The sequence below is a fragment of the Bradyrhizobium sp. 6(2017) genome (genome assembly GCF_011058295.2).
In the GTDB taxonomy this organism is placed as follows: Bacteria; Pseudomonadota; Alphaproteobacteria; order Rhizobiales; family Xanthobacteraceae; genus Bradyrhizobium; species Bradyrhizobium septentrionale.
This window is the reverse complement of sequence record NZ_CP049289.2, coordinates 6,405,154-6,427,742: the sequence shown is the minus strand read 5'-3', so window position 1 is coordinate 6,427,742 and position 22,589 is coordinate 6,405,154. Positions and strand designations below refer to the sequence as shown.

21 protein-coding genes and 2 pseudogenes are annotated in these 22,589 nt (G+C 64.0%); 12 read left to right on the top strand and 11 right to left on the bottom strand.

From position 1 onward, the window contains the following. Nucleotides 1-131: 131 nt before the first annotated feature. Nucleotides 132-611: a PaaI family thioesterase gene (locus tag G6P99_RS30400; RefSeq protein ID WP_029083841.1), complete on the bottom strand. Its 480-nt coding sequence runs from the start codon at nucleotides 609-611 to the stop codon at nucleotides 132-134. Nucleotides 612-773: 162 nt separating this feature from the next. Here G6P99_RS30400 and purL point away from each other — a divergent pair, with 162 nt between their 5' ends. Then, nucleotides 774-2,993 (top strand): phosphoribosylformylglycinamidine synthase subunit PurL, encoded by a 2,220-nt coding sequence (purL, locus tag G6P99_RS30395; protein ID WP_165124478.1) that lies wholly within the window; start codon nucleotides 774-776, stop codon nucleotides 2,991-2,993. 169 nt (nucleotides 2,994-3,162) lie between these two features. Here the strand turns inward: purL and G6P99_RS30390 are convergent, their stop codons facing one another. After that, nucleotides 3,163-3,423, bottom strand: coding sequence for a GlsB/YeaQ/YmgE family stress response membrane protein (locus G6P99_RS30390; RefSeq protein ID WP_029083839.1), 261 nt, complete (start codon nucleotides 3,421-3,423; stop codon nucleotides 3,163-3,165). A 192-nt stretch (nucleotides 3,424-3,615) separates the two neighbouring features. Next, on the bottom strand, nucleotides 3,616-4,800 hold the full coding sequence (locus G6P99_RS30385) for an acyltransferase family protein (RefSeq protein ID WP_029083838.1): 1,185 nt from the start codon (nucleotides 4,798-4,800) through the stop codon (nucleotides 3,616-3,618). A 193-nt stretch (nucleotides 4,801-4,993) separates the two neighbouring features. On the opposite strand from G6P99_RS30385, the gene G6P99_RS30380 reads away from it, so the two are divergent. After that, entirely contained in the window at nucleotides 4,994-5,167 is a 174-nt protein-coding gene (locus tag G6P99_RS30380; protein ID WP_029083837.1) for a DUF1328 domain-containing protein, read from the top strand. 105 nt (nucleotides 5,168-5,272) lie between these two features. On the opposite strand, the gene G6P99_RS30375 is transcribed toward G6P99_RS30380, so the two are convergent. Beyond that, nucleotides 5,273-5,632: a DUF427 domain-containing protein gene (locus G6P99_RS30375; RefSeq protein ID WP_029083836.1), complete on the bottom strand. Its 360-nt coding sequence runs from the start codon at nucleotides 5,630-5,632 to the stop codon at nucleotides 5,273-5,275. A gap of 210 nt (nucleotides 5,633-5,842) precedes the next feature. Here G6P99_RS30375 and G6P99_RS30370 point away from each other — a divergent pair, with 210 nt between their 5' ends. Both G6P99_RS30370 and G6P99_RS30365 read left to right on the top strand, forming a co-directional pair. Continuing rightward, on the top strand, nucleotides 5,843-6,079 hold the full coding sequence (locus G6P99_RS30370) for a BolA family protein (protein ID WP_016843470.1): 237 nt from the start codon (nucleotides 5,843-5,845) through the stop codon (nucleotides 6,077-6,079). Between the two features lie 30 nt (nucleotides 6,080-6,109). Further along, entirely contained in the window at nucleotides 6,110-7,291 is a 1,182-nt protein-coding gene (locus G6P99_RS30365) for a low temperature requirement protein A (protein WP_165124475.1), read from the top strand. A 14-nt stretch (nucleotides 7,292-7,305) separates the two neighbouring features. On the opposite strand, the gene G6P99_RS30360 is transcribed toward G6P99_RS30365, so the two are convergent. The 3 genes from G6P99_RS30360 to egtB are packed head-to-tail and all read right to left on the bottom strand — an operon-like array spanning nucleotide 7,306 to nucleotide 10,011. Further along, complete coding sequence (locus tag G6P99_RS30360; RefSeq protein ID WP_165124472.1) at nucleotides 7,306-7,701, bottom strand: DUF4345 domain-containing protein; 396 nt, start codon at nucleotides 7,699-7,701, stop codon at nucleotides 7,306-7,308. A 34-nt stretch (nucleotides 7,702-7,735) separates the two neighbouring features. Continuing rightward, nucleotides 7,736-8,704 carry an L-histidine N(alpha)-methyltransferase gene (gene egtD / locus G6P99_RS30355; protein ID WP_029081658.1) on the bottom strand — a complete coding sequence of 323 codons (969 nt, stop codon included), beginning with the start codon at nucleotides 8,702-8,704 and terminating at the stop codon, nucleotides 7,736-7,738. A gap of 53 nt (nucleotides 8,705-8,757) precedes the next feature. Then, nucleotides 8,758-10,011, bottom strand: a complete 1,254-nt coding sequence (gene egtB / locus G6P99_RS30350; RefSeq protein WP_205751519.1) for an ergothioneine biosynthesis protein EgtB — start codon at nucleotides 10,009-10,011, stop codon at nucleotides 8,758-8,760. Between the two features lie 293 nt (nucleotides 10,012-10,304). Between egtB and grxD the strand changes: the two genes are divergently transcribed. From grxD to G6P99_RS30325, 5 genes are all read left to right on the top strand, one after another. Next, a complete protein-coding gene (gene grxD / locus G6P99_RS30345; protein WP_029081656.1) occupies nucleotides 10,305-10,637 on the top strand; it encodes a Grx4 family monothiol glutaredoxin in 333 nt (110 codons plus the stop codon). Continuing rightward, nucleotides 10,634-11,185 carry an O-acetyl-ADP-ribose deacetylase gene (locus G6P99_RS30340; RefSeq protein ID WP_029081655.1) on the top strand — a complete coding sequence of 184 codons (552 nt, stop codon included), beginning with the start codon at nucleotides 10,634-10,636 and terminating at the stop codon, nucleotides 11,183-11,185. The genes grxD and G6P99_RS30340 overlap by 4 nt, the downstream gene beginning before the upstream one ends. Before the next feature lie 49 nt (nucleotides 11,186-11,234). Continuing rightward, on the top strand, nucleotides 11,235-12,515 hold the full coding sequence (locus tag G6P99_RS30335) for a serine hydrolase domain-containing protein (RefSeq protein ID WP_035976975.1): 1,281 nt from the start codon (nucleotides 11,235-11,237) through the stop codon (nucleotides 12,513-12,515). A gap of 97 nt (nucleotides 12,516-12,612) precedes the next feature. Further along, complete coding sequence (locus G6P99_RS30330; RefSeq protein ID WP_029081653.1) at nucleotides 12,613-13,875, top strand: serine hydrolase domain-containing protein; 1,263 nt, start codon at nucleotides 12,613-12,615, stop codon at nucleotides 13,873-13,875. A 21-nt stretch (nucleotides 13,876-13,896) separates the two neighbouring features. Then, nucleotides 13,897-15,411: a serine hydrolase gene (locus G6P99_RS30325; protein WP_156928638.1), complete on the top strand. Its 1,515-nt coding sequence runs from the start codon at nucleotides 13,897-13,899 to the stop codon at nucleotides 15,409-15,411. Nucleotides 15,412-15,455: 44 nt separating this feature from the next. On the opposite strand, the gene G6P99_RS30320 is transcribed toward G6P99_RS30325, so the two are convergent. The 4 genes and pseudogenes from G6P99_RS30320 to G6P99_RS30305 all read right to left on the bottom strand — a co-directional run bounded on the left by G6P99_RS30320 (nucleotide 15,456) and on the right by G6P99_RS30305 (nucleotide 18,323). Continuing rightward, nucleotides 15,456-16,523: a threonine aldolase family protein gene (locus tag G6P99_RS30320; protein WP_165124469.1), complete on the bottom strand. Its 1,068-nt coding sequence runs from the start codon at nucleotides 16,521-16,523 to the stop codon at nucleotides 15,456-15,458. Nucleotides 16,524-16,615: 92 nt separating this feature from the next. After that, a complete protein-coding gene (gene rpsD, locus G6P99_RS30315; RefSeq protein ID WP_029081651.1) occupies nucleotides 16,616-17,233 on the bottom strand; it encodes a 30S ribosomal protein S4 in 618 nt (205 codons plus the stop codon). A gap of 288 nt (nucleotides 17,234-17,521) precedes the next feature. Beyond that, nucleotides 17,522-17,851: pseudogene (locus G6P99_RS30310) on the bottom strand (acyltransferase); the annotation flags it as partial. Nucleotides 17,852-17,936: 85 nt separating this feature from the next. Continuing rightward, a pseudogene (locus G6P99_RS30305) lies at nucleotides 17,937-18,323 on the bottom strand (cupin domain-containing protein). A gap of 826 nt (nucleotides 18,324-19,149) precedes the next feature. Here G6P99_RS30305 and G6P99_RS30300 point away from each other — a divergent pair. From G6P99_RS30300 to G6P99_RS30290, 3 genes are all read left to right on the top strand, one after another. Then, nucleotides 19,150-19,416, top strand: a complete 267-nt coding sequence (locus G6P99_RS30300; protein ID WP_156928637.1) for a hypothetical protein — start codon at nucleotides 19,150-19,152, stop codon at nucleotides 19,414-19,416. Between the two features lie 306 nt (nucleotides 19,417-19,722). Continuing rightward, nucleotides 19,723-20,721, top strand: a complete 999-nt coding sequence (locus G6P99_RS30295) for a formylglycine-generating enzyme family protein (RefSeq protein WP_165124466.1) — start codon at nucleotides 19,723-19,725, stop codon at nucleotides 20,719-20,721. A gap of 30 nt (nucleotides 20,722-20,751) precedes the next feature. Next, nucleotides 20,752-22,554 carry an arylsulfatase gene (locus tag G6P99_RS30290; RefSeq protein WP_029081649.1) on the top strand — a complete coding sequence of 601 codons (1,803 nt, stop codon included), beginning with the start codon at nucleotides 20,752-20,754 and terminating at the stop codon, nucleotides 22,552-22,554. The last annotated feature ends 35 nt before the right edge of the window (nucleotides 22,555-22,589 follow it).

Sequence of the window (22,589 nt, the reverse complement as noted above, 5' to 3'; positions counted from 1 at the left end):
ACGGCGGGCGTCCACAGATCGAAAGCGTTTCCGAGCGAAGTGGGCACCGGTTCGCGTGAAGAAAACGCGTCAAAATAAAAATCTGGAGCCCCGTTCCGATTCAATCGGAACGGAAAAGGCTCTGGCGAGCCTCACACGGGTGTCTGTGCCGGCGCCTTGCGCTTCACCCGCTTGATGGTGCCGGAGAAGGTGAACAGCGGCCGCTTGGCCGAGGTCAGCATGCCCCGCACGAAGATCAGCGACATGCCGGCGCGGGTGACCTCGCCGGTGCATTCGATCAGGTCGCCCTCGCGGGCCGCGTCGAGGAATTCCGAGGCGAATGACACCGTGACGCCGGGGCCCTGGAGAACCGAGCCGGCCAGCGCGAACAGGCAGTAATCGGCAAAGGTCATGAAGCAGCCGCCATGGACATTGCCGGAGCCGTTGAGGTGCCTCTTGGCGACCCGGAACGCGCAGCTGATGCGGCCGTTCTCGTCCATGCGGTGGTAAAAAGGGCCGGTATGGGTCTCGAAATTGTCCCGGGTCCAGGTCCGCCAGCCGGCGAATTCGCCCTCGGTTTCGACATGGAGGTCGGGGCGGCGGTTGAATGCGGTCTTGGCGAGCTCGTTCACGAAATATGGCCTTCAATTATCGGGTTCGGGTCCTTAAATCCGATCCATCCCCATTGTGCAAATCCCGGTGCGAACCCCGGGCCGCCGTAAAGCTCTGGACAGGCCGAAAATGCCCCGTAAAAGGCCTTTTCGCCCCCGTTCGATCTACCTATTAAGGGACCCATGAACGCCCCCAAGAACGAGCCCCAGATCACCCCCGAACTCGTCGCCGCCCACGGGCTGAAGCCGGACGAGTACGAGCGTATCCTCAAGCTGATCGGGCGGGTTCCGACCTTCACCGAGCTCGGCATCTTCTCGGCAATGTGGAACGAGCATTGCTCGTACAAGTCGTCCCGGATCCATCTGCGCGGTCTGCCCACCCAGGCGCCTTGGGTGATCCAGGGCCCCGGCGAGAATGCCGGGGTGATCGATATCGGCGACGGCCAGGCGGTGGTCTTCAAGATGGAGAGCCACAACCACCCGAGCTACATCGAGCCCTATCAGGGCGCGACCACCGGCGTCGGCGGCATCCTGCGCGACGTCTTCACCATGGGCGCGCGGCCGATCGCCTGCCTTAACGCGCTGAGCTTTGGCGCGCCCGAGCATCCCAAGACCCGGAACCTGGTGTCGGGCGTGGTGGCGGGCGTCGGCGGCTACGGCAATTCGTTCGGCGTGCCGACGGTCGGCGGCCAGGTGCGCTTCCACACCCGCTATGACGGCAACATCCTGGTCAACGCGATGGCGGTCGGCCTCGCCGATGCCGACAAGATCTTCTATGCAGCGGCCTCCGGCGTGAACATGCCGATCGTCTATCTCGGCTCCAAGACCGGCCGCGACGGCATTCACGGCGCCTCGATGGCCTCGGCCGAGTTCGACGACGCCTCCGAGGAGAAGCGCCCGACCGTGCAGGTCGGCGATCCCTTCGCCGAAAAGCTGCTGCTCGAAGCCTGCCTCGAGATCATGGAAAAAGGTTGCGTGATCGCGATCCAGGACATGGGCGCGGCGGGCCTGACCTGCTCGGCGGTCGAGATGGGCGCCAAGGGTGACCTCGGCGTCGACCTCGACCTCGACGCGGTGCCGACCCGCGAGACCGGCATGAGCGCCTACGAAATGATGCTCTCGGAGAGCCAGGAGCGCATGCTCATGGTGCTCAAGCCCGAGAAGGAGCAGGAGGCCGAGGCGATCTTCCGCAAATGGGGGCTCGATTTCGCCATCGTCGGCTACACCACGCCGAGCAAGCGCTTCGTCGTCAAGCATGGCGGCGACGTGATGGCCGATCTGCCGATCAAGGAACTCGGCGACGAGGCGCCGGTCTATGACCGTCCGCACGTCGCCTCGAACGCGCTGCCGGTGATCCGCGGCCAGGACGTCAAGCCGCCGCTCGGCATCGCCGAGGCGCTGGAAAAGCTGATCGGCACGCCCGAACTGTGCTCGAAGCGCTGGGTGTGGGAGCAGTATGACCACGTCATCCTCGGCAACACCATGCAGCGTCCCGGCGGCGATGCCGCCGTGGTCCGCGTCGAGGACGGGCCGAAGGGGCTCGCGCTCACCGTCGACGTCACGCCGCGCTATTGCGAGGCCGATCCGTTCGAGGGCGGCAAGCAGGCGGTCGCCGAAGCTTGGCGCAACATCACTGCGGTCGGCGGCCGGCCGCTCGCGATCACCGACAATCTCAATTTCGGCAATCCTGAGCGGCCCGAGATCATGGGCCAGTTCGTCGGCTGCCTGAAGGGCATTGCGGAAGCCTGCCGCGCGCTGGACTTCCCGGTCGTCTCCGGCAACGTCTCGCTCTACAACGAGACCAACGGTCGCGGCATCCTGCCGACGCCCTCGATCGGCGGCGTCGGTCTGCTCGACGACTTCACCAAGTCGGCGACCCTGGCGTTCAAGGCGGCCGGCGAGGCGATCCTCCTGGTCGGCGACACCCAAGGCTGGCTCGGCCAGTCGGTCTATCTGCGCGACGTCTGCGGCCGCGAGGAGGGCGCTCCGCCGCCGGTCGATCTCGCCACCGAGAAGCGCAATGGCGATGTGGTGCGCGGCATGATCCGCGCCGGTACCGCGACCGCGGTGCATGACGTCTCCGACGGCGGGCTCTTGATCGCGCTCGGCGAAATGGCGATCGCAAGCGGCATCGGCGCGCAGCTCCTCGCGGCGCCGACATCGATCGTCCCGCATGCCTACTGGTTCGGCGAGGATCAGGCCCGCTACATCGTCACGGTGCCTGCGGCCGACGCGGGCCTCGTGCTGGCGAAGATGAAGGGCGCCGGCGTGCCCTGCGCGCGCATCGGCACCACGGGCGGCGATGCCATTGCCGTCGCCGGCGAGCCGCAGGTCTCGGTCGAGAACCTGTCGCGCGCGTTCGAGCACTGGCTGCCGAACTACATGCACAGCACGGCCGCCTGATCCGGGCGGACCAGGCGCTGCAACGTCAAGCGAACAAGACCTCAATAGCGCGATGAAGCCATCATCGCGCTATTTCTCGTTCAAGCGCGATCGCTTCGGATCACGCTTCAGCTCGTTGTTCAAGCATGATCTTTCCGGAAAACCGCTTCGCACTTTTCCGGATCATGCTTTAGGTCGCACCGCGGATCGCGCGCCAGGCAAAGATGATCACGCAGGCGCCGATGAAGCCGGCGATGAGATAGCTGAGCCATCCTCCGCCGAGCGACACGCCGAGCAGACCCAACAGCCAGTTCGCCAGCGCGGCGCCGACGATGCCGAGGATGATGTTCATGACGATGCCGGTTCCGGTCTTCATGAACATCTCGGCGAGCCAGCCGGCCAATCCGCCGACGATGATGGCGGCGATCCATCCAACTTGAGGGTCGTTCATCCCTGGGACTCCCTGAGGTCAATCAGCCCGGCGAGCATAAACGAGAATCGCCCGGCGGCATGTGACCAAAGGCAGGTTGCGCGCAAATTCCGGTTCACAACCGGCCCGCTGCAACGCACTGGGTCCGCGGCGAGTGCGCGCCGGCCGCGCACCAACGAGCGAGGTCATGACGCGATCACGCAATAACCGTCGCTACAGCACGTAATTCGCGCTCGGCAGCTTGCGCAGCGCGGCCGTGGCGGCCCAGCTCAGCGCCACGGTAGCGAAGAACACGATCGCGGCCTTGGCGATCGCCGGCAGATCCATATCGAACAGCCAGTAGTTCAGCCAGAGCACGATCGGATAGTGCACCAGGAACATGCCGTAGGCATCGCCCTGCATGCGGTCGAGCAGCGTCGGCCCGCCGTCTTTCGATTGCAGGAAGTAGGCCAGGATCGCGAACAGGATCGAGGCTGAGAACAGCACGAAGAATGTGCCGTAGATCGCGAGATACCAGCCCGGCAGCGGATCGGGGTTACCGATGATCTCGCGCTTGATGTAGATCATGACCCACATCATGCAGTAGGGAATCACCGTGATGCCCGTCCAGAACCAGCGCCGCTCGGTCAGCCGTCCGTGCGCGCCGAGCACGCCGTTCTCGAAGTTGGCCGCCCCGATCCCCGCTCCAATGAAGAAATAGGACGCATAGAGCAGCAGGCGGCTCGCCTGCACCGAGAACGGTCCGAGCTCGAACCAGTAGTTCTGGCCGTAATGGACCAGCATGGGCAGGTAGGCGGCGGCACTGACGACGACGAGGAACAGCCAGAACTTCGACGGACGTTCGAATCCCATGATCGAGAGACGGTTGATGGGATCGAGCAGATGCGGCGACACCCGGTACAGCAGGCTCGCCGTCAGGTCGAAGGTCATCAAGACGTAGACGAACCAGATCGGGCCGCTCGGCCACGGCCCGAACGTCATGGTCTTCCGCCAGAATTCGGAGAAGGTCACCTCCGGCGTCGCGCGTAGCGCGATCGCGTAGTAGGCGATCGGAATCACGGTGACCGCGCAGATCACGAACGGCAGGCCGAGCCGCAGCAGCCGGTCGCGCAGGAAGATCAGCCACGGCTTGCGGCCGAGCCCCGGCCAGACGAACAGCCCCGACAGGAAGAAGAACATCGCCATGAAGAAGCTGTCGGTGGCGAGCACCACGCAGTCGAAGCCGATCCAGGATGTCGGGTCGGTGTGCCCGAAATGGGTGTAGGGGATCACCGCGTGATGCAGCAGCACGACCAGGGTCAGGAAGGTGCGCGCGCGGTCCAACGCGACGTTACGCTTGTGGAGCTTCGGTGCTGCCTGGATGTCGACGGCCGGAGCCGCGTGAGCAATCGATTTCATGGTGCCCCCAGCCGGGTCCGCCCCCTGATGTTGCAATCGGAAACTCGATTCAGCAAGGCCCAATCGTCGCGATTGGGGGACGTCGAGGTCGGTCATTTCAGCGAATCTGCTTCGTTTTTGGAACTGTGGTCGGTAGCGGGCGTTGCCGGGAGGACCGGCGGACGCGCGGGCCCGCGGCTTTAAGGAGCAAGCAATGACACTTCTGAAATGGGCGCTGATCTTCCTTGTTGTATCGATCATCGCGGGCTTGCTGGGCTTCACCGGCATTTCCGCCGCGTCCGCCGACATCGCCCGCTTCCTGTTCTACGTATTCGTCGTGATCTTCCTGGTGCTCCTGATCCTCGGGCTCACGATCTTCAGAGCCTAGCGGCGATCCGGCTGAACACTCTCGTCGTCATGCCCGGGCCTGGCCCGGGCATTTACGTTTTTCAGGCCGGGGTGGCGCGAGGCGCTTGCGGCAGCCGAGACGGCCTTAAGCCACTTCCTCGATCTTCACCTTGTCCGGATAGAACGCCAGATGGCCTGTTATCTCGGTCATGGCCGGGAACGGCTCCTCATAGGTCCAGATCGCGTTGTCCAGCGTCTTGCCATTGGCCTTGATGCTGAAATAGCTCGCATCGCCCTTATAGGGGCAATGCGTGGTCCGCTCGGTGCGGGTCAACAGCTCCATGTTGGCGTCCTGCCGGGGGACATATTGCACGGCAGGATAGCTTGCTTCCTTCAAGGTCAGCGCATGGGTCGTCTCGGCGATCACGACGCCGTCGGCGGTGACGCGGACGCGCTTGGCATTGGGCGTGATCGTGATCGGATGGTCGGGGCCGGGGAGCTTCATGATTCTGCGCCTCTTCTGGTCATTTCGGCGTGATGGCTTGTGACCGATTGATGCAGGTTTAAATCGCTGGGAATGGGAATATAGTGTGCCCGGGATGACCTAGAAGACCCCAAGCGCTAGGTTTTATCTTGGGTTTTGTCTTAGGTTTATCTTGGGTTTTATCCTGGCCGAGTCGGCCTGATTCGAACGACCTGACGGAGGTGGACTGGGATGCCGATGGACGCCCGTGATATCGAATCGATGATCAAGGCAGCGATCCCCGATGCCGAGGTGACGATCCGCGATCTGGCCGGCGACGGCGACCACTATGCGGCCACTGTCATATCCGAGTCATTCCGCGGCAAGTCCCGTGTCCAGCAGCACCAGATCGTCTACCAGTCGCTGAAGGGCCAGATGGGCGGCGTGCTGCACGCGTTGGCCCTGCAGACCGGCGTGCCGGAAGGCTAGTCCCCGGCAACCGGGCGGGGGCCCCAAGCGATGGCAGATAATCCGCGCGGCGCGATGTTTCGCGTCATCGTGCCGAACCAGCCCAGCCGCGTCACCAATGCCGAGCTGTTCTTCGACCTCGTCTTCGTCTTCGCCGTCACGCAGCTGTCGCATACGCTGCTGCACCACTTCACCCCTTTGGGCGCGGTGCGGGTCACGCTGCTGTTTCTCGCGGTGTGGTGGGTGTGGGTCTACACCACCTGGGTCACCAACTGGCTCAATCCCGACCTGACGCCGGTCCGCCTGCTGCTGTTCGTGCTGATGCTCGGCGGGCTGTTGCTGTCGACCTCGATACCGACCGCCTTCGAGGGGCGCGGGCTGTGGTTTGCAGGCACCTATGCGGCAATGCAGGTCGGCCGCACCGCGTTCTGGCTGCTGGTGACGCCGCGGCAGCGGACGGCGGTGCGCCATAACGCGATCCGCATCCTGACCTGGCTGTCCTGCTCGGCCGTGCTCTGGGTTCTCGGCGGCTTCGCCGAGCACGAGACGCGGATGTGGCTGTGGATCGCGGCGCTGACAATCGAATATGTCGCGCCGGCCGCCCGCTTCTGGACCCCGGGGCTCGGCTTCTCCTCGATGGAGGCCTGGTCGGTCGAGGGCGGCCACATGGCCGAGCGCTGCGCCGGCTTCATCATCATCGCACTCGGCGAGGCCATCGTGGTCGATGGCGCGACCTTCGCCGAATTGACCTGGACGCCGGAGAACGTCGCCGCGTTCATCTCGGCGCTGGTCGGCAGCATCGCGATGTGGTGGATCTATTTCCACAAGGGCGCCGAGGCCGGCTCGGAGATGATCTCGAAATCCGAGCAGTCCGGCCGCGTGGCGCGGATCGCCTACACCTATCTGCACATGCCGATCGTCGGCGGCATCATCCTCACCGCGGTCGCCGACGAGCTGGTGCTGAAGCACCCTGGCGGCCATTCCGATCTGAAGACCATCGTGAGCTCGGTCGGTGGTGCCGCGCTGTTTCTGGTCGGCACCATCCTGTTCAAATTCGTGATCCGCAACTTCCTGCAGCTCTCGCACGGCGTCGGCCTCATCGCGCTGGCGATCACAGCCTATTTTGCTCACGAAATGTCGCCGCTGCTGCTCTCGCTCGTCACCACCACGATCATGATCGTGGTCGCGGCGTGGGAGTCGATCTCGCTGCGGTCGACGGAAGGTGAAGAGTAGGGGCGCGGTCCGCACTACCTGCGGGCGGCGGTCGCCACGAGGTGCTGCCAGTAGACGAACAGCGGCGCGCCGATCAATTCGAGCGCGGTGAAGCCGGTGAACGGGATCGGCGGGGCGCCGACCATCACGATCGACAGCAGCCGGCCGACGCCGCCGAGGAAGATGCCGCCCCAGACCACGCGGAACAGCACGCTCTCGCTCTCAATGCGTGGCACCAGCCAGATCAGCGCGAGGCCGAGACCGAGCCAGACGCCGCCGAAAAAGCGCAGATTGCTGTCCAGCACCGGCAGCGCCGGAACGCCCGACGAGGCGTAGAGCGGATCGCTGACGCCGAGCATCGTGATGATGCCGGTCAGGATCGGGACGAGGGCGAGCAAGCCCGTTGCGATCTGCAGCGCGCGCCTGCCCATGGTCGTTGCCCCATCCCCTCGCTTCTGGTCCTGGCTAATCCGCGACCAGTGCGTGCACCGAGAACATCGTGTTGGCGTCGGTCCAGCTGTTGCGCACCGTCCAGCCGGCGCTGCGGGCCAGCGCGGTGAAACGCTCGAGCGAGTATTTATAGCTGTTCTCGGTGTGAATGCTCTCGCCGGGACGGAACGCGAAGGTGTTGCCGAGGATGCGCACGGTCTGCGCCTTGCGGCTGATCAGGTGCATCTCGATGCGATGGCGGTCGCGGTTGTAGATCGAGCGGTGGGTGAAGCCCGAGAGGTCGAAATTGCCGCCGAGCTCGCGGTTGATGCGAACCAGCACATTGAGGTTGAAGCGCGCGGTGACGCCGGCCGCGTCGTTATAGGCGTCGTACAGCACGCGCTCGTCCTTCTCGAGGTCGACGCCGATGATCATCTGCGCGCCGTGGCCGAGGATCTTTCGCGCGCTGCGCAGGAATGCCAAGGCCTCGCTCGGCTCGAAATTGCCGAGCGTCGAGCCCGGGAAGAAGCCGACCTTCGGCATGCCGGCGACGGCCTCGGGCAGCGCGAACGGCGTGGTGAAATCAGCCGCGACCGGATAGATGCCGAGACCGGGGAAATCCTTGCGCAACCCGTCGGCCTGGGCCTTGAGGAAATCGCCGGAGATATCGACTGGCACGTAAGCGCCGAATTCGCAGTGCTCGAGCAGCAGGCGCACCTTGGTGGTCGCGCCGGCGCCGAACTCGACCAGCGCCGCGCCGTCCGGAATGATCGCGGCGATCTCGTCGCCGCGGTCGCGCAGGATGCCGAGCTCGGTGCGCGTCGGATAATATTCCGGCAGCACCGTGATCTGCTCGAACAGCTCCGAGCCGGTGGCGTCGTAGAAATATTTCGGCGACAGCCGCTTCGGGTGACGGGCGAGATCGCCGATCACGTCGCCGGCAAACGCCGAGGTCGCTTCGTCGAACGGATACGCTTTTGCCAAAGCGGCGGCATGCACATTCATGATACTCTCCCGAACGCGCTTACCGGCGCGATATTGATGTCGACAGGACTCAATCAGGCATAGTCGGCGAGGCGTAACCCCGTGAATTGCCAGCGATGGTGCGGATAGAAGAAGTTGCGGTAGGTGACGCGGCTATGACCTGATGGCGTCGCCAGCGACGAGCCGCGCAGCACCAGCTGGTTGACCATGAACTTGCCGTTGTATTCGCCGAGCGCGCCCTCGATCGCGCGATAGCCCGGGTACGGCGAATACGAGCTGCGGGTCCACTGCCAGACGATGCCGTAGGCATCGTTGAGCAGGCCGGCGCGGGCGGCGACCTCCCATTCCATCTCGGTCGGCAGATGCTTGCCGGCCCAGCGGGCGAAGGCGTCGGCCTCGTAATAGCTGACATGGCAAACCGGCGCTGCCGGATCGATCGGCTGCAGGCCGCCCAGCGTCATGATCTTCCATTCGCCGTCGATCTGGCGCCAGTGGCCGGGCGCCTGCCAGCCCTCGTTGCTCACGGCGCCGAAGCCGTCCATCAGCCAAAGTGTGGCGGTGGAATAGCCGCCGTCCTTCATGAAGGCGAGCCAGTCGGCATTGCTGACGAGGTTCTTGGCGAGCTTGACCGGACCGACCAACGCGCGATGCGCGGGCTTCTCATTGTCGAAATGGAAGCTGTCGTCGGCGTGGCCGACGGTGTGGATGCCTTCGTTGAGCGTCACCCATTCCTCAGTGCCTCGCTGCGACGCCGGGAAGCGCCAGGCCGGATCATAGGCCGGCGGGATCGGGTTCTGGGCGAAGGCATGCAGGATGTCGGTGACCATCAGCTCCTGATGCTGCTGCTCGTGATTGAGGCCGACCTCGACCAGCGGCACCAGCGCCTCGAGCTTGTCCGCTGCGGCGGTCTGGAAGAATTTCACCACTTCGGCGTCGACATGGCGGCGGTAGGCGGTGACTTCGTCGGCGGTCGGGCGGGTCAGATGGCCGCGCTGATGGCGGGCGTGCCGGGGGCCGGCGCTGACGTAATAGGAATTGAACAGATAGGCGTAGTCCGGATGGAAGGGCGTGTAGCCCTTGACGTGCTCGCCGAGCAGAAACTGCTCGAAGAACCAGGTCGTATGGGCGCGGTGCCACTTGGCGGGGCTCGCATCCGGCATCGACTGGATCAGCTGGTCTTCCGCGGACAGCGGCGCGGCCCGGCGCTCGGTCTCGTCGCGGACCGCGCGATAGGCGTCCACCAGGCGCTGGGCTGACGACCCGGATTCGGAGGGCAATGACGGGGGGGCGCCGGGAATGGCGGCCGCGGCAGAGGCTGGTTTCGTCAACGATGGTCTCCGATTCAAGGGGAGAACGTTGCTTCGGCAAACTGGTTCCAGACGGACAGTTCGTCCTAGATAGGGGCTCCGTTACGGGAAAAAAGCCTCCTCCATGATGATATTGGGGCCGTCAGGTAATCCCGGCACCTTTGGGGCGCCGCCCGGCTCCCGCCGCATGCCAGATTTCCGGCCATTTTGCTTTGGATGCACAATGGTTTGGGCTACATATATGGGAGGTCACGGGTTAGAAGGGCGGGCCGGCCCGTCAGGGCTTGAGAGCGCCGCCGCCGAAGGAAGCGAAAATGAGCATCGAGCAATTCATCGACAACGAAGTGAAGGCGAACGACGTCGTGCTGTTCATGAAGGGCACGCCGCAATTCCCGCAGTGCGGGTTTTCCGGTCAGGTCGTGCAGATCCTCGACCACATCGGTGTCGGCTATAAGGGCCTCAACGTTCTCGAATCGGCCGAGCTGCGCGACGGCATCAAGGTCTATTCGAACTGGCCGACGATTCCGCAGCTCTATGTGAAGGGCGAGTTCGTCGGTGGTTGCGACATCATCCGCGAGATGTTCCAGGCCGGTGAATTGCAGCAGCTGTTTGCCGACAAGGGCATCCCGGTCGACGTGGCTGCCTGACCTTGACCGCGCGCCAGGTCGGCAAGGCGCGGCTCGACGTCATCGTTACCGACATCACGACCCTGCGCGTTGACGCCATCGTCAACGCGGCCAATTCGTCGCTGCTCGGTGGCGGCGGCGTCGACGGCGCGATCCATCGCGCCGCGGGCCCGGAGCTGCTCGCCGAATGCCGCACGCTCCATGGCTGCAAGACCGGTGATGCCAAGATCACCAAAGGGTATCGGCTGCCTGCCAAGCACGTCATCCATGCGGTCGGCCCGGTGTGGAATGGCGGCACCCAAAACGAGGACGCGCTGCTCGCATCCTGCTATCGCCGCGGCATCGAGCTTTGCCACGCCAACCGTCTCGGCTCGGTCGCATTTCCTGCCATCTCGACCGGCGTCTATCACTTCCCGCCGGACCGCGCCGCCGGTACCGCAGTCAGGGCCGTCGTCGATACCCTGGCGGCGGCACCCGACCTCACGCATGTGATCTTCTGCTGCTTCTCGGCCCAGAGCGGCGAGCTTCATCAGAAGGTCCTGGACACCTTCGGTAGCCCTTGTGCCTGATGATACCGCCGCTACACTTCCCCGTGATTTTCGGGGAGGGATAGATAGAATGCATTCATTTCGTTTGACGTGTGCGGCCGCGGCCGCCGCGCTGTTGCTTGCGGTGCCGCTGGCCCGCGCCGAAGGCACCTATGAGATTCCGGCGGGTGCGCATTTCAATCCCGACAAGCTCGCCAAGATCGGCGAGTTCTTCAAGAACGAGGTCGCGACCGGGAAGATTCCCGGCGCCATCGTCCTGATCCAGCAGCACGGCAAGCCCGTCTATCACGAGTCCTTCGGCGTGCAGGACGTGATCAGCAAGGCGCCGATCACGGACAAGACCATCTTCCGTTTGGCTTCGATGACCAAGGCGATCACCGCCGTGGTGTCGATGCAGCTTCTGGAAGAGGGCAAGTACAAGCTCGACGATCCCGTCTCGAAATACATCCCGTCCTTTGCCAATGTGAAGGTCGGCGTCGAGAAGAAGGCCGAGGACGGCACCAAGACGCTCGAGCTGGTGCCGCTGGAGCGGCCGATCACGATCCTCGACCTGATGCGGCACACCTCCGGCATCACTTACGGCTTCTATGGCGATAGCCTGGTCCGCAAGGCCTACAAGGAAGCCAACATCTATGGCGGCGATTTCGACCTCGCCGAATTCGCCGAGCGGATCGCCAAGCTGCCGCTGCACAACCAGCCCGGCGCGCTCTGGCAATACGGCCATTCCACCGACATTCTGGCGCGCGTGATGGAAGTGGTCACCGGCAAACCGCTGCTGACGATCGAGCGCGAGAAGCTGCTCGATCCGCTCGGCATGAACGACACCCGCTTCTTCGTCACCGATCCCGAGAAGCAGAAGCTGATGGCCGAGCCGCTGCCGAACGACAGCGATTTCCGGGTCGGCCGGGTCAACGATCCGACCAAGGTCAAGAAATGGGAGTCAGCCAGCGGCGGCATGGTCTCGACCATGGCGGACTATTCGCGCTTCGCGCAGATGCTGCTCAATGGCGGCACCTTCGACGGCAAGACCATTCTGAAGCCCGAGACGTTCAAGCAGCTGACGACCGACCAGGTCGGCCCGGGCTCCGGCGTCGGGCGCGACGTTTTCTACTTCCCCGGCGACGGCTTCGGTTTCGGGCTCGGGATCGGGGTGCGCACCGATCCCGGCAACGCCAAGCCGCCGCCGCCCGGCGATCTCGGCGAACTGAAATGGGATGGCGCCAGCGGCTGCTATTTCGTCATCGACCGCAAACAGGACTTCTTCTTCATCCTCCTGGAGCAGACGCCGACCGAGCGCCAGCGCGTCCAGCGGACGCTGAAGCTGCTCGTCTATGAAGCCATGGAAAACTAGAGCGTTTTCGAGCGAAGTGGATACCGGTTCGCGTGAAGAAAACGCATCAAAACAAAGGAACAAGAGCATGACCCGATTCAATCGGTCATGCTCTTACATGCGTGGGTGCCGCGCAGTCGTCGCGGCACTCGCGGTCGCGTTCGTCGCAACGGATGCGAAGGCCGGCTCCGCGGGGCCGGCCGCGCACAGCTTCTCGCCGGAACGCCTCGCCAAGGTCTCCGACTATGTCAGGAACGAGATCGTAACCGGCAAGATTCCCGGCGCGATCCTGCTGCTGCAGCAGCACGGCAAGCCGGTCTATTACGAGAAGTTCGGGGTTCGCGACGTCGCCACCGAGCTCTCGATGAGCGCGGATACCATCTTCCGCCTCTATTCGATGTCGAAGCCGATCACCACTGTCATCGCGATGATGCTGGTCGAGGAAGGCAAGCTCGCTCTCAGCGATCCCGTATCGAAATACATCCCGGCCTTTGCCGGCATGAAGGTCGGCGTGGAAAAGCGCGGCGATGAGGGCAAGGCGACGATGACGCTGGCGCCGCTCAAGCGTCCCGTCACCATCGAGGACCTGATGCGCCACACCGCCGGCCTGCCCTACGGCTATTACGGTGGCGGTGTGGTGAACACGACCTACGCCGATGCCGGCCTGTTCAACAACGATCCCGACAATGCCGAGTTCGTGGCGCGGCTCGCGGCGCTGCCGCTTGCCGAACAACCCGGCACGCAATGGGACTATGGCCATTCCACCGACGTGCTCGGCCGCATCATCGAGGTGATCACAGGGAAATCCCTGTTTCAGGTCGAGAAGGAGCGGCTGCTCGGCCCGCTCGGAATGAACGAGACCGCATTCTATGTCGCCGACCACGCGAAATGGCCGCTGATCGCCGAGCCGATGCCGAAGGATCGCACCATCAGTCCGGTGGCCGAGGTTCGCGACCCGCGCAAGCCGCTGCGCTGGGAATCCGGCGGCGGCGGCATGGTCGGCACCATCGGCGACTATGCGCGCTTTTCGCAGATGCTCTTGAACGGCGGCAGCTATGACGGCCGCCGCTATCTGAAGCCGGAGACCATCGCGCTGATGGCGTCGGACCATATCGGTCCGGAGACCGGGGTCGTGCGCGACAAGAACTACTACCCGGGTCCGAACTCCGGCTTCGGCCTCGGCTTCGCGGTCCGCACCTCGGTGCCGCCCAACACGTCATGGCCGCTGGGCGAATATCGCTGGGACGGTGTCGGCGGCACGTTCTTCTTCATCGATCCCGCGGACGATCTGTTCGGAATCTTCATGGTGCAGACGCCGTCACAGCGCGGCCGGATCCAGCAGGAGCTGAAGACGCTGATCTACCAGGCGATGGGGCGCTAGAGGCGGTGGGCGGAGGTGGTCATGCAGGCAATGACATTCACCTTCCGCAAGCTCATCCCGGTGGCCGTCACGCTTGCCGCGGTGACCGCGTGTCGGCCCGTTCTGGCCGAAGAAGCTCTGCGCCGGAATGATGCTGACGTCATGCAGCGGATCGACCACGTCGTAAACGGCCTGAGGACGGCGATTGTCGTCGACGGCGATGCGCCGATGACATTGTCGGACCGCATGAACGAGCTGCATGTTCCCGGTGTCAGCATCGCGGTGATTCACGGCGGCGCCATCGAATGGGCGCGCGGTTTTGGCACCGTCGCCATCGGCGGTCCGCCCGTGGTGCCGGAAACGCTGTTCCAGGCGGCTTCAATCAGCAAGCCGACGACGGCCATTGCCGCGCTAGCGCTGGCTCAGGCCGGCAAGCTCGATCTCGATGCCGACGTCAACGTCGCGCTCAAGGGCTGGAAGATTCCGGACTATCCGTATCCCCAATCCCGGGTGACGGTTCGGCGGCTGCTGAGCCATACGGCCGGGACGAACGTGTCCTTCTACCCGGGCTATCAGGCCGGCCAGCCGGTCCCCTCGCTTGTCGAGATCCTCGATGGCAGGCCGCCTGCGAACACTGCGCCCGTTCGGGTCGAGCACGAACCCGGCAAGCAGACTGAATATTCGGGCGGCGGTTACACCATCGTTCAGCAATTGCTCATCGACGTGACGGGACGGCCGTTTCCTGCGCTGCTCGATGAGTTTGTCTTCAAGCCGCTCGCCATGACGCATTCCAGCTTCGCGCAGCCATTGCCTGCGGATCGTTTGCCGATGGCCGCCACGCCGTACCGGCCGGACGGCACGCCGGTGCCCGGCGGGGCGCATGTCTATCCCGAACTGGCCGCGGCGGGATTATGGACGACGCCGAGCGATCTCGCCCGTCTCCTGCTCGCCATGCTGGATTCGCTGGCCGGTCGGAGCAATCCCGTTCTGTCGCAATCGATGACGGCCGAGATGCTCGCGCCGGTTCTGGGCAGTGCCGACGGGCTACCCCCGGGGACAGGACGACGTGGGATGGGCTGGCTGGTTCGCGGCTCGGCGCCCAATCGGCAATTCTGGCACAACGGGGTGAACGAGGGCTTCATCGACACCATGGTCATTTTCGAGAATGGCGATGGCGCTGTTGTCATGACCAATGGCTGGGGCGGTCAGATCCTCGTCGGCGAGATCCTGCGCAGCATCGCAGCCGAGTACCACTGGCCGGATCGTCAGGCCAGGGTCGGGAAGCTCACCGCGGTGAGCCCGCAGGCGCTGGACCGTGTGGTCGGGACCTATCGGTTCACGCCCGAATTTTCGATCCACGTTACAAGGGAGGGAGACCGCCTGTTCAGCGAGGCGACAGGGCAGCAGCGGCGCGAGATCTTCGCCACCAGCGATCGCGAGTTCTTTTTCAAGGTTGTCGATGCCGTGTTGTCATTCGACACGGACGGTCAGAACGCGGCAATGCAAGTGACGCTTCACCAGGAAGGCACTGATTACGTCGGAAAGCGGCTGCCGTAGTTTGGTAGCCCGGATATCGATGCACTCCATCCGGGCTACGGGAACTATGCTGCGCGCACGATATCCCTGACGTGGCCCATCATTTCCTCGATCATCGCAGCCGACACGTCGAGATGCGTACAGGCCCTGATCCGGCCGTCCATCATCGCCAGCGTCACGCCGCGTTTGCGCAGCTCGGCGACCATTTTGTCGCCTGATACGCCGGCGCCATCGGGCTTGAAGAAGACGAGGTTGGTCTCGGGCGCCTGCACGGCGATGCCGTTGATCTGCGACAGCCCGCGCGCCAGCGCCCGCGCATTGGCATGGTCGTCGGCGAGGCGGTCGACGTGGTGATCGAGTGCATGGATGCAGGCGGCCGCACAAACGCCGGACTGCCGCATCGAGCCGCCGAGCCGCTGCTTCCAGCGCCAGACGTCGTCGATGAAGGCGCGGCTGCCGGCGATCACGCCGCCGATCGGTGCGCCGAGGCCCTTGGAGAAATCGATCCAGGCGGAATCCCAGCCCGCGGTCATGTCGCGCGGCGAGATGCCCGAGGCCACGGTGGCGTTCAGCAGCCGCGCGCCGTCCATATGGGTGACGAGCCCATGGGCCTTGGCGATACGCACGACCTCGTCAAGCGCGGCCTTCTTCCAGATCGTGCCGCCGCCGATATTGGCGGTCTGCTCGACGCTGACGAGCACCTGCGACGGCTGGTAGCGGGTGCGCGGATGCAGCGCGGCGCGGAAGGTGTCCGGCGTGAACTGGCCGTCATCGCCCGGGAGCTGCGTGATCTGGAAGCCGCCGAGCGCCGCATGCGCGCCGCCCTCGCGTGCGATGATGTGCGCGGTGGCGTGCGCCAGGATCTCGTCGCCGGGGCGGCAATAGGCCAGCGTCGCCGCGACGTTGCACATCGTGCCCGACGGCATGAACACGGCGGCCTCCTTGCCGAGCAGATCGGCGACGCGGGCGCAGAGCTCATTGGTGGTCGGATCGTCGCCGACCTGCTCGTCGCCGACCACAGCCTTCGCCATCGCCTCGCGCATCGCCGGCGTCGGCCTGGTCTGGGTGTCCGACAGCAGGTTGATGCGGACGGGCGGCGCCTTCGGATCGGGCGGGGCAGGGGTGTAGTGCATGATGGTTCTCTCGGTCGATGTGCGCTGACTTTAGCCAAACAAAAAGGCCCCGGCAAAACCGGGGCCTTTCGGATCTCGCATGCGTGCCGTGATCAGCGCGAATAGAATTCGACGATCAGATGCGGCTCCATCTGCACCGGGAACGGCACGTCGCCGAGCGCCGGGATGCGGGCGAACTTCGCGGTCATCTTGCCGTGATCGACCTCGAGGAAGTCGGGCACGTCGCGCTCGGGCAGCTGGGCGGCTTCCAGCACCGGGGTGAGCTGCTTGGAGGCTTCCTTGACCTCGATGCTGTCGCCGACCTTCAGCTTGTAGCTGCCGATGTTGACCTTGCGGCCGTTCACCTTGACGTGGCCGTGGTTGATGAACTGGCGCGCGGCGAACATCGTGGCGACGAACTTGGCGCGATAGACCACGGTGTCGAGACGGCGCTCCAGCAGGCCGATCAGGTTCTCGCCGGTGTCGCCCTTGAGGCGGCTGGCTTCGACATAGATGCCGTGGAACTGGCGCTCGGAAATGTTGGCGTAATAACCCTTGAGCTTCTGCTTGGCGCGGAGCTGCACGCCGAAGTCGGAGAGCTTGCCCTTGCGGCGCTGGCCGTGCTGGCCGGGGCCGTATTCGCGGCGGTTCACGGGGCTCTTCGGGCGGCCCCAGATATTCTGGCCCATGCGGCGATCGATCTTGTACTTCGCCTCACTGCGCTTTGTCATCGCGTCCTCTTTGTACAGCCGTCGCTACGTCGCGCCCGGCGTTTTGTCAGTTTCAGGTTTGAGGAGACGCGCCCTCCTGTGTACCGGCCAAAAGGCCCGTACCGACAGGTCCGCCTCGAAAGCTCGGGGAGAACCACGGGTCGCGAAACGCATCGCGGGCCGAAACCGGCCCGCGAGCAAGGGTGGTCTTAAGGAGAAAGTCCGGGTCTGTCAAACAAAACGCGGGGCGATTTGGGTCGAATCGACGCCAAAATCGGCCATTTTCGTCCCTCCCGGGCGGTTTGCCGCCGCCCGGACCGGCCGGGCGCCGGTTTCCGGCCGGATCGCGCCCAATTCCGCTGCAATCACACTGCTCAGCACCTGCTCGAGCCGGGCCAGGGTCCGGGCGATCAGGGCCGCGTCGCAGACCAGATGGTCCCAGCGCAGCACCACATCGACGGTGTGGTCCGGCTTGATCACGCCATAGCTCAGCAGGAACGGGCCCGGGCTCAACGCGTGCAATTCGCCCGGGCCATAGGCCGCGACCGAGGTCACGCCGAAGCTGCCGCAGAAATTGGCGCGCTGCCGCCCGAAATTCAGCCCGATCGCCCAGGCCAGCAAGTCCCTGTAAACCGGCAAAATATCAATATCGGCGAGCGCAAATTGTCGCTCGCCGTACCTGAAGCTCAGATGAACCAACTGGCGGTAGGCCAATTGGTTCAGCTCACGGCGCCGGTTTTGCCAGGGGCTCGCCGGCCTTGACCACGTACCCGAGCACCTTGAGCGGCTTGTCGCCGGAGGTTTTGGCGTCGTGCACCGCACCTTCCGGGATCTGGTAGGAATCGCCCGCCTTCACTTTCAACGGCGGCTGGCCGTCGATCACAAGTTCGAGCTCGCCTTCGAGCACCTAGCCGGTTTCAGCACCGGGATGACTGTGACGCCCCGATGCACCCCCGGCCGGAACCTCGGCGATCGCGGTCACCGTGTTGTAGCCCGCCGGGAAATCGACCTTCTGCAGCGGCGTGCGCTTGATGCCGCTCTGCTGCGCAACAGCAGCGCCGGCACCGGCAAAGGCAATCACGGTGAGACCAATCATCAATTTTCTGAACATGCATTTCCTCCCAAGGCGCCAAAGCCTAGCAGCGCGGAATCGCGGCGGAAAGCCTGCGAAGTGTGATGCGCGCCTGCGACGTTCGGATAGGTCCGCTCATCTCGCGGCGCCAAGCACCCGAGTTTTTGCAGCATTTGTCCGCCCTCGATTATCAGAGGGCGCAGGGAAAGCCGGGTGCCGATCGCACCCATGGGTCCCGTGCAACAAAAAGCACGGGAGGTAGGACCACAGGTGTAACCGGGAACTCCGGCTTTCCCTGCGCGATGGTTTTACGGCTTATACGTGCTCTCCCCGGTGAGACTGGGCTTGCTTGTCACCGCCTTCGCAAAACGCTTTCGCATCTTGCGACGAGACACCTGCCGCTAGGGCGTCAGGACCACACGATTTCGCCGTCCGCATCAATCACGCTTCGTCGGTCGTGACCTCAGCGTCCACCGCGTCTCACCGCAACACCCGTGACGATGCGCAAGCGCCCCTCGATCGGGTGAGACGGGCAAATCTATACACTGAGTTGGGTGTGCCGATAAACAGAAATATTTTTGACGAAGGGCTTGCCACGTCGGGCAACTCAGTGATCGCGATTTCGGGCGACGCCGGCTCGTTGCGCCGTACCCGCAGCGGGCCGAGTTCCGGTTCGTGCAGGCCGTTCAATTCGCGTGAGACAATGTGCCGCGCAGCCTGCCGCGCTCAAGCTGCGTGACCGCGACATGCGAGCCTTTGGCGGCGCCATGGAGTCTTTTGAAGCCGAGGTCGCTGGTGCTGACCGAGAGGGTGCTCGCTTATTTTCAGGTTCATAACTGGAGCGCGATTGATCTGCCGAGACCAAGTGCTTGAAGTCAGGACAGGAACTGCCCCCGCGACAACGCGCCAAGGCTGGTTTGATGTCCGCGGCGAGATCGTGGCGCGGATTCGCAGGCGTGCAAATTTTCGTTTGTTTTTCCGAGAAGGCAATGATGCCGGCGGCATCGGATTGATGGAATTGGCACATCGTTCGTTAAGGCTGCACGCCTTGGGGTTGAGATTGGCACAAAGTGCACATCACACGCATGACGCGTTGCGCTATCGTTTGATCTCAAAGCGAAACAGCTCGTGACAACGTCCGGCGGGATGGATCACGCGCCGCAGGAGCGGCTGCGCGTGTGGACGCGCGCACGGAGAACAACAGAGGAGGAAGGGAAGAAGGCCTGACGTAATCAACGCTGCCGAAAAGTGCAGCATCAAAAAATGGAAGGGCGCGACAATGCAATCGAGCACGACGTTCGATCACCGAGAAGCCGATCCTGCGATCTTCAAGCCTGCCATCTTCGGCAAGATCTTCCGCGGAGCGCTTATCGGAGTCACCGACCCATCGAGAACACAGGGGTTCTGGCCACGGTAGTGCGCGAACAGGTGTATCGCCATGTCCCGGGCCGAGATCGCTTCCGCTGAAGCAGAGCCGGACGACCGCATGCAGACCGACGACATGGTCTGGATTCCCGGCGGCACGTTCCGCATGGGCTCGGACCAGCATTATCCCGAGGAGGCGCCGTCGCATCGCGCGTCGGTCGATGGCTTCTGGATCGACCGCACGCCGGTGACCAACGCCCAATTCCGCGACTTCGTGCGGGAAACCGGCCACATCACGTTCGCCGAGCGGCCGCCCGATCCCGCGCAATATCCGGGTGCGCTGCCGCATATGCTTTATGCCGGCTCTCTGGTGTTTTCTCCGCCGCGCCGCGTCCACACGCTGCGCGACTGGAGCCAATGGTGGACGTTCCTGCGGGGCGCGAACTGGCGCCGCCCCTATGGCCCGCGCAGCAACATCAACGTGCTCGGGAGCCATCCGGTGGTCCACGTCGCCTATGCCGATGCGCTCGCCTACGCCAAATGGGCCGGCAAGGAGCTGCCGACCGAAGCGGAGTGGGAGTTCGCGGCACGCGGCGGGCTCGAGGATGAGGAATATGCCTGGGGCAATGCCTTGACGCCCGGCGGCAAGCACATGGCCAACACCTGGCAGGGCAATTTCCCGCTGCAGAATCTCTGCGAGGACGGTTTTGACCGAACCTCGCCGGTGACCGCGTTTCCGCCGAACGGTTATGGCGTCCACGACATGATCGGCAATGTCTGGGAGTGGACCGCCGACTGGTGGTCCGCCCGCCATGAGGCCGACGCCGCGAAACCCTGCTGTATCCCGCAGAACCCGCGCGGCGGCCGCGAGAGCGCGAGCTACGACCCCGCCCAGCCGGCGATCAGGATTCCCCGCAAGGTCCTGAAGGGCGGCTCGCATCTCTGTGCGCCGAACTACTGCCGCCGCTATCGCCCGGCTGCACGCCATGCCGAACCGGTCGATACCTCGACCAGCCATGTCGGCTTTCGCTGCGTGGTGCGGGTATCCGCTGCCGTTTCTCACCCGACGTAGTGAAGGCCTTTGCAATGTAAGGAGTTTCTTATGAGTAACGACGCCGAGAACAAGAAACAGGCCGACAAGGCTATCGACCGTCGCAATCTGTTGCTGGGTACATCCACCCTGGTGGCCGCGGCGACATTGACGTCCGATGCGTTGGCGCAGGCGCAGAAGGCTGCCCCGGCGCCGGCTGCAAGTCCGGCCCCTGCGGCGACCTCGGGCCGCAAGCCGAATATCCTGGTGATCTGGGGTGACGACATCGGCATCGCGAACATCAGTGCCTATTCGAATGGCTTGATGGGATACGAGACGCCAAGCATCGATCGCATTGCGCGCGAAGGCCTCAAGATGCAGCATTATTACGGCGAGCAGTCCTGCACGGCCGGCCGCGCAGCGTTTCTCACCGGCCAGCATGGTATTCGTTCCGGTCTGACCAAGGTCGGCTTTCCCGGTGCGCCAATGGGGATGAGCCAGCTCGATCCCTCAGTCGGCGGTCTGCTCAAGAATCTCGGCTATGCCACCGGCCAGTTTGGCAAGAATCACGTCGGCGACCGCAACGAATCGCTGCCGACTGTGAACGGCTTCGACGAGTTCTTCGGCAACCTCTACCATCTCAATGCCGAGGAAGAGCCGGAGCTGCCCGACTATCCCAAGGATCCGGCCTACCGCGCCAAGTTTGGCCCGCGCGGCGTGCTGCGCTGCAAGGCGACGGATCGTGACGATCCCACGGTCGATCCGCGGTTCGGCAAGATCGGCAAGCAGACCATCGAGGACACCGGCGCACTGACCAAGAAGCGCATGGAGACGGTCGACGACGAAACGTCCGCGGCGGCGATCGATTTCATCAAGCGGCAGCAGGCGGCCGGCAAGCCGTTCTTCTGCTGGTTCAACGCGACGCGCATGCATCTGCGCACGCACGTCCGCGCCGACCACCGGGGCCGCTACACCCACGGCGACAGCGAGTACGTCGACGGTATGATGGAGCACGACGACACCGTCGGCTCACTGCTCAAGGCGCTGGACGATCTGGGAATCGCGAACGACACCATTGTCGTCTATTCGAGCGACAACGGGCCCCACATGAATACCTGGCCCGACGGTGCCATGACCTGGTTCCGCTCCGAGAAGAACACCAATTGGGAGGGCGCTTTCCGCGTGCCTTGCCTTGTCCGCTGGCCCGGTGTGATCAAGCCCGGTACGGTCAGCAACGAACTCATGAGCCACAACGACTGGATCCCAACGTTGTGTTCGATCGCCGGCGAACCCGACATCGTCAACAAGCTTAAATCCGGCTACACCGCGAACGGCACCAGCTACAAAGTCCATCTCGACGGCTACGACCAGTCGGCGTTCCTCCGCAACGTCAGCGGGACCGCCGCCAACAACAACGGCACCAAGAGCGCGCGCGACAAGTTTTTCTACTCGGACGATGACGGCTTGTTGGTGTGCTTCCGGCAGGGCGACTACAAATACGTCTTCTCCGAGCAGCGCAAGGAAGGGACGATGGGGCTGTGGGCCGAACCCTTCACCACGCTCCGCCTGCAGAAGATCTTCAACCTGATGCAGGACCCCTTCGAGCGCGCCGACATCACCTCCAACACCTTCTGGGACTGGAATCTGAATCATGTCGGCAGCGCCTACGGCATGATGGATGAGGTGTTCCAGTTCGTCGCGACGTTCAAGGAGTTTCCGCCGCGCGCCTTCCCGCCGAGCTTCAATCCCGCCAACATCCTGGAAGGCATGATGGATGGGATCAAGCAGAAGAAGGCGCTAACCGAAGGAATGGATGTCGACAAGGTCCGCGCCGGACTGAACCGGATCATCCAGCAGCAACTGCAAAATCGCTAACTCTGCGCACCCGGCTCATCCTTCGGTGAGCCGGC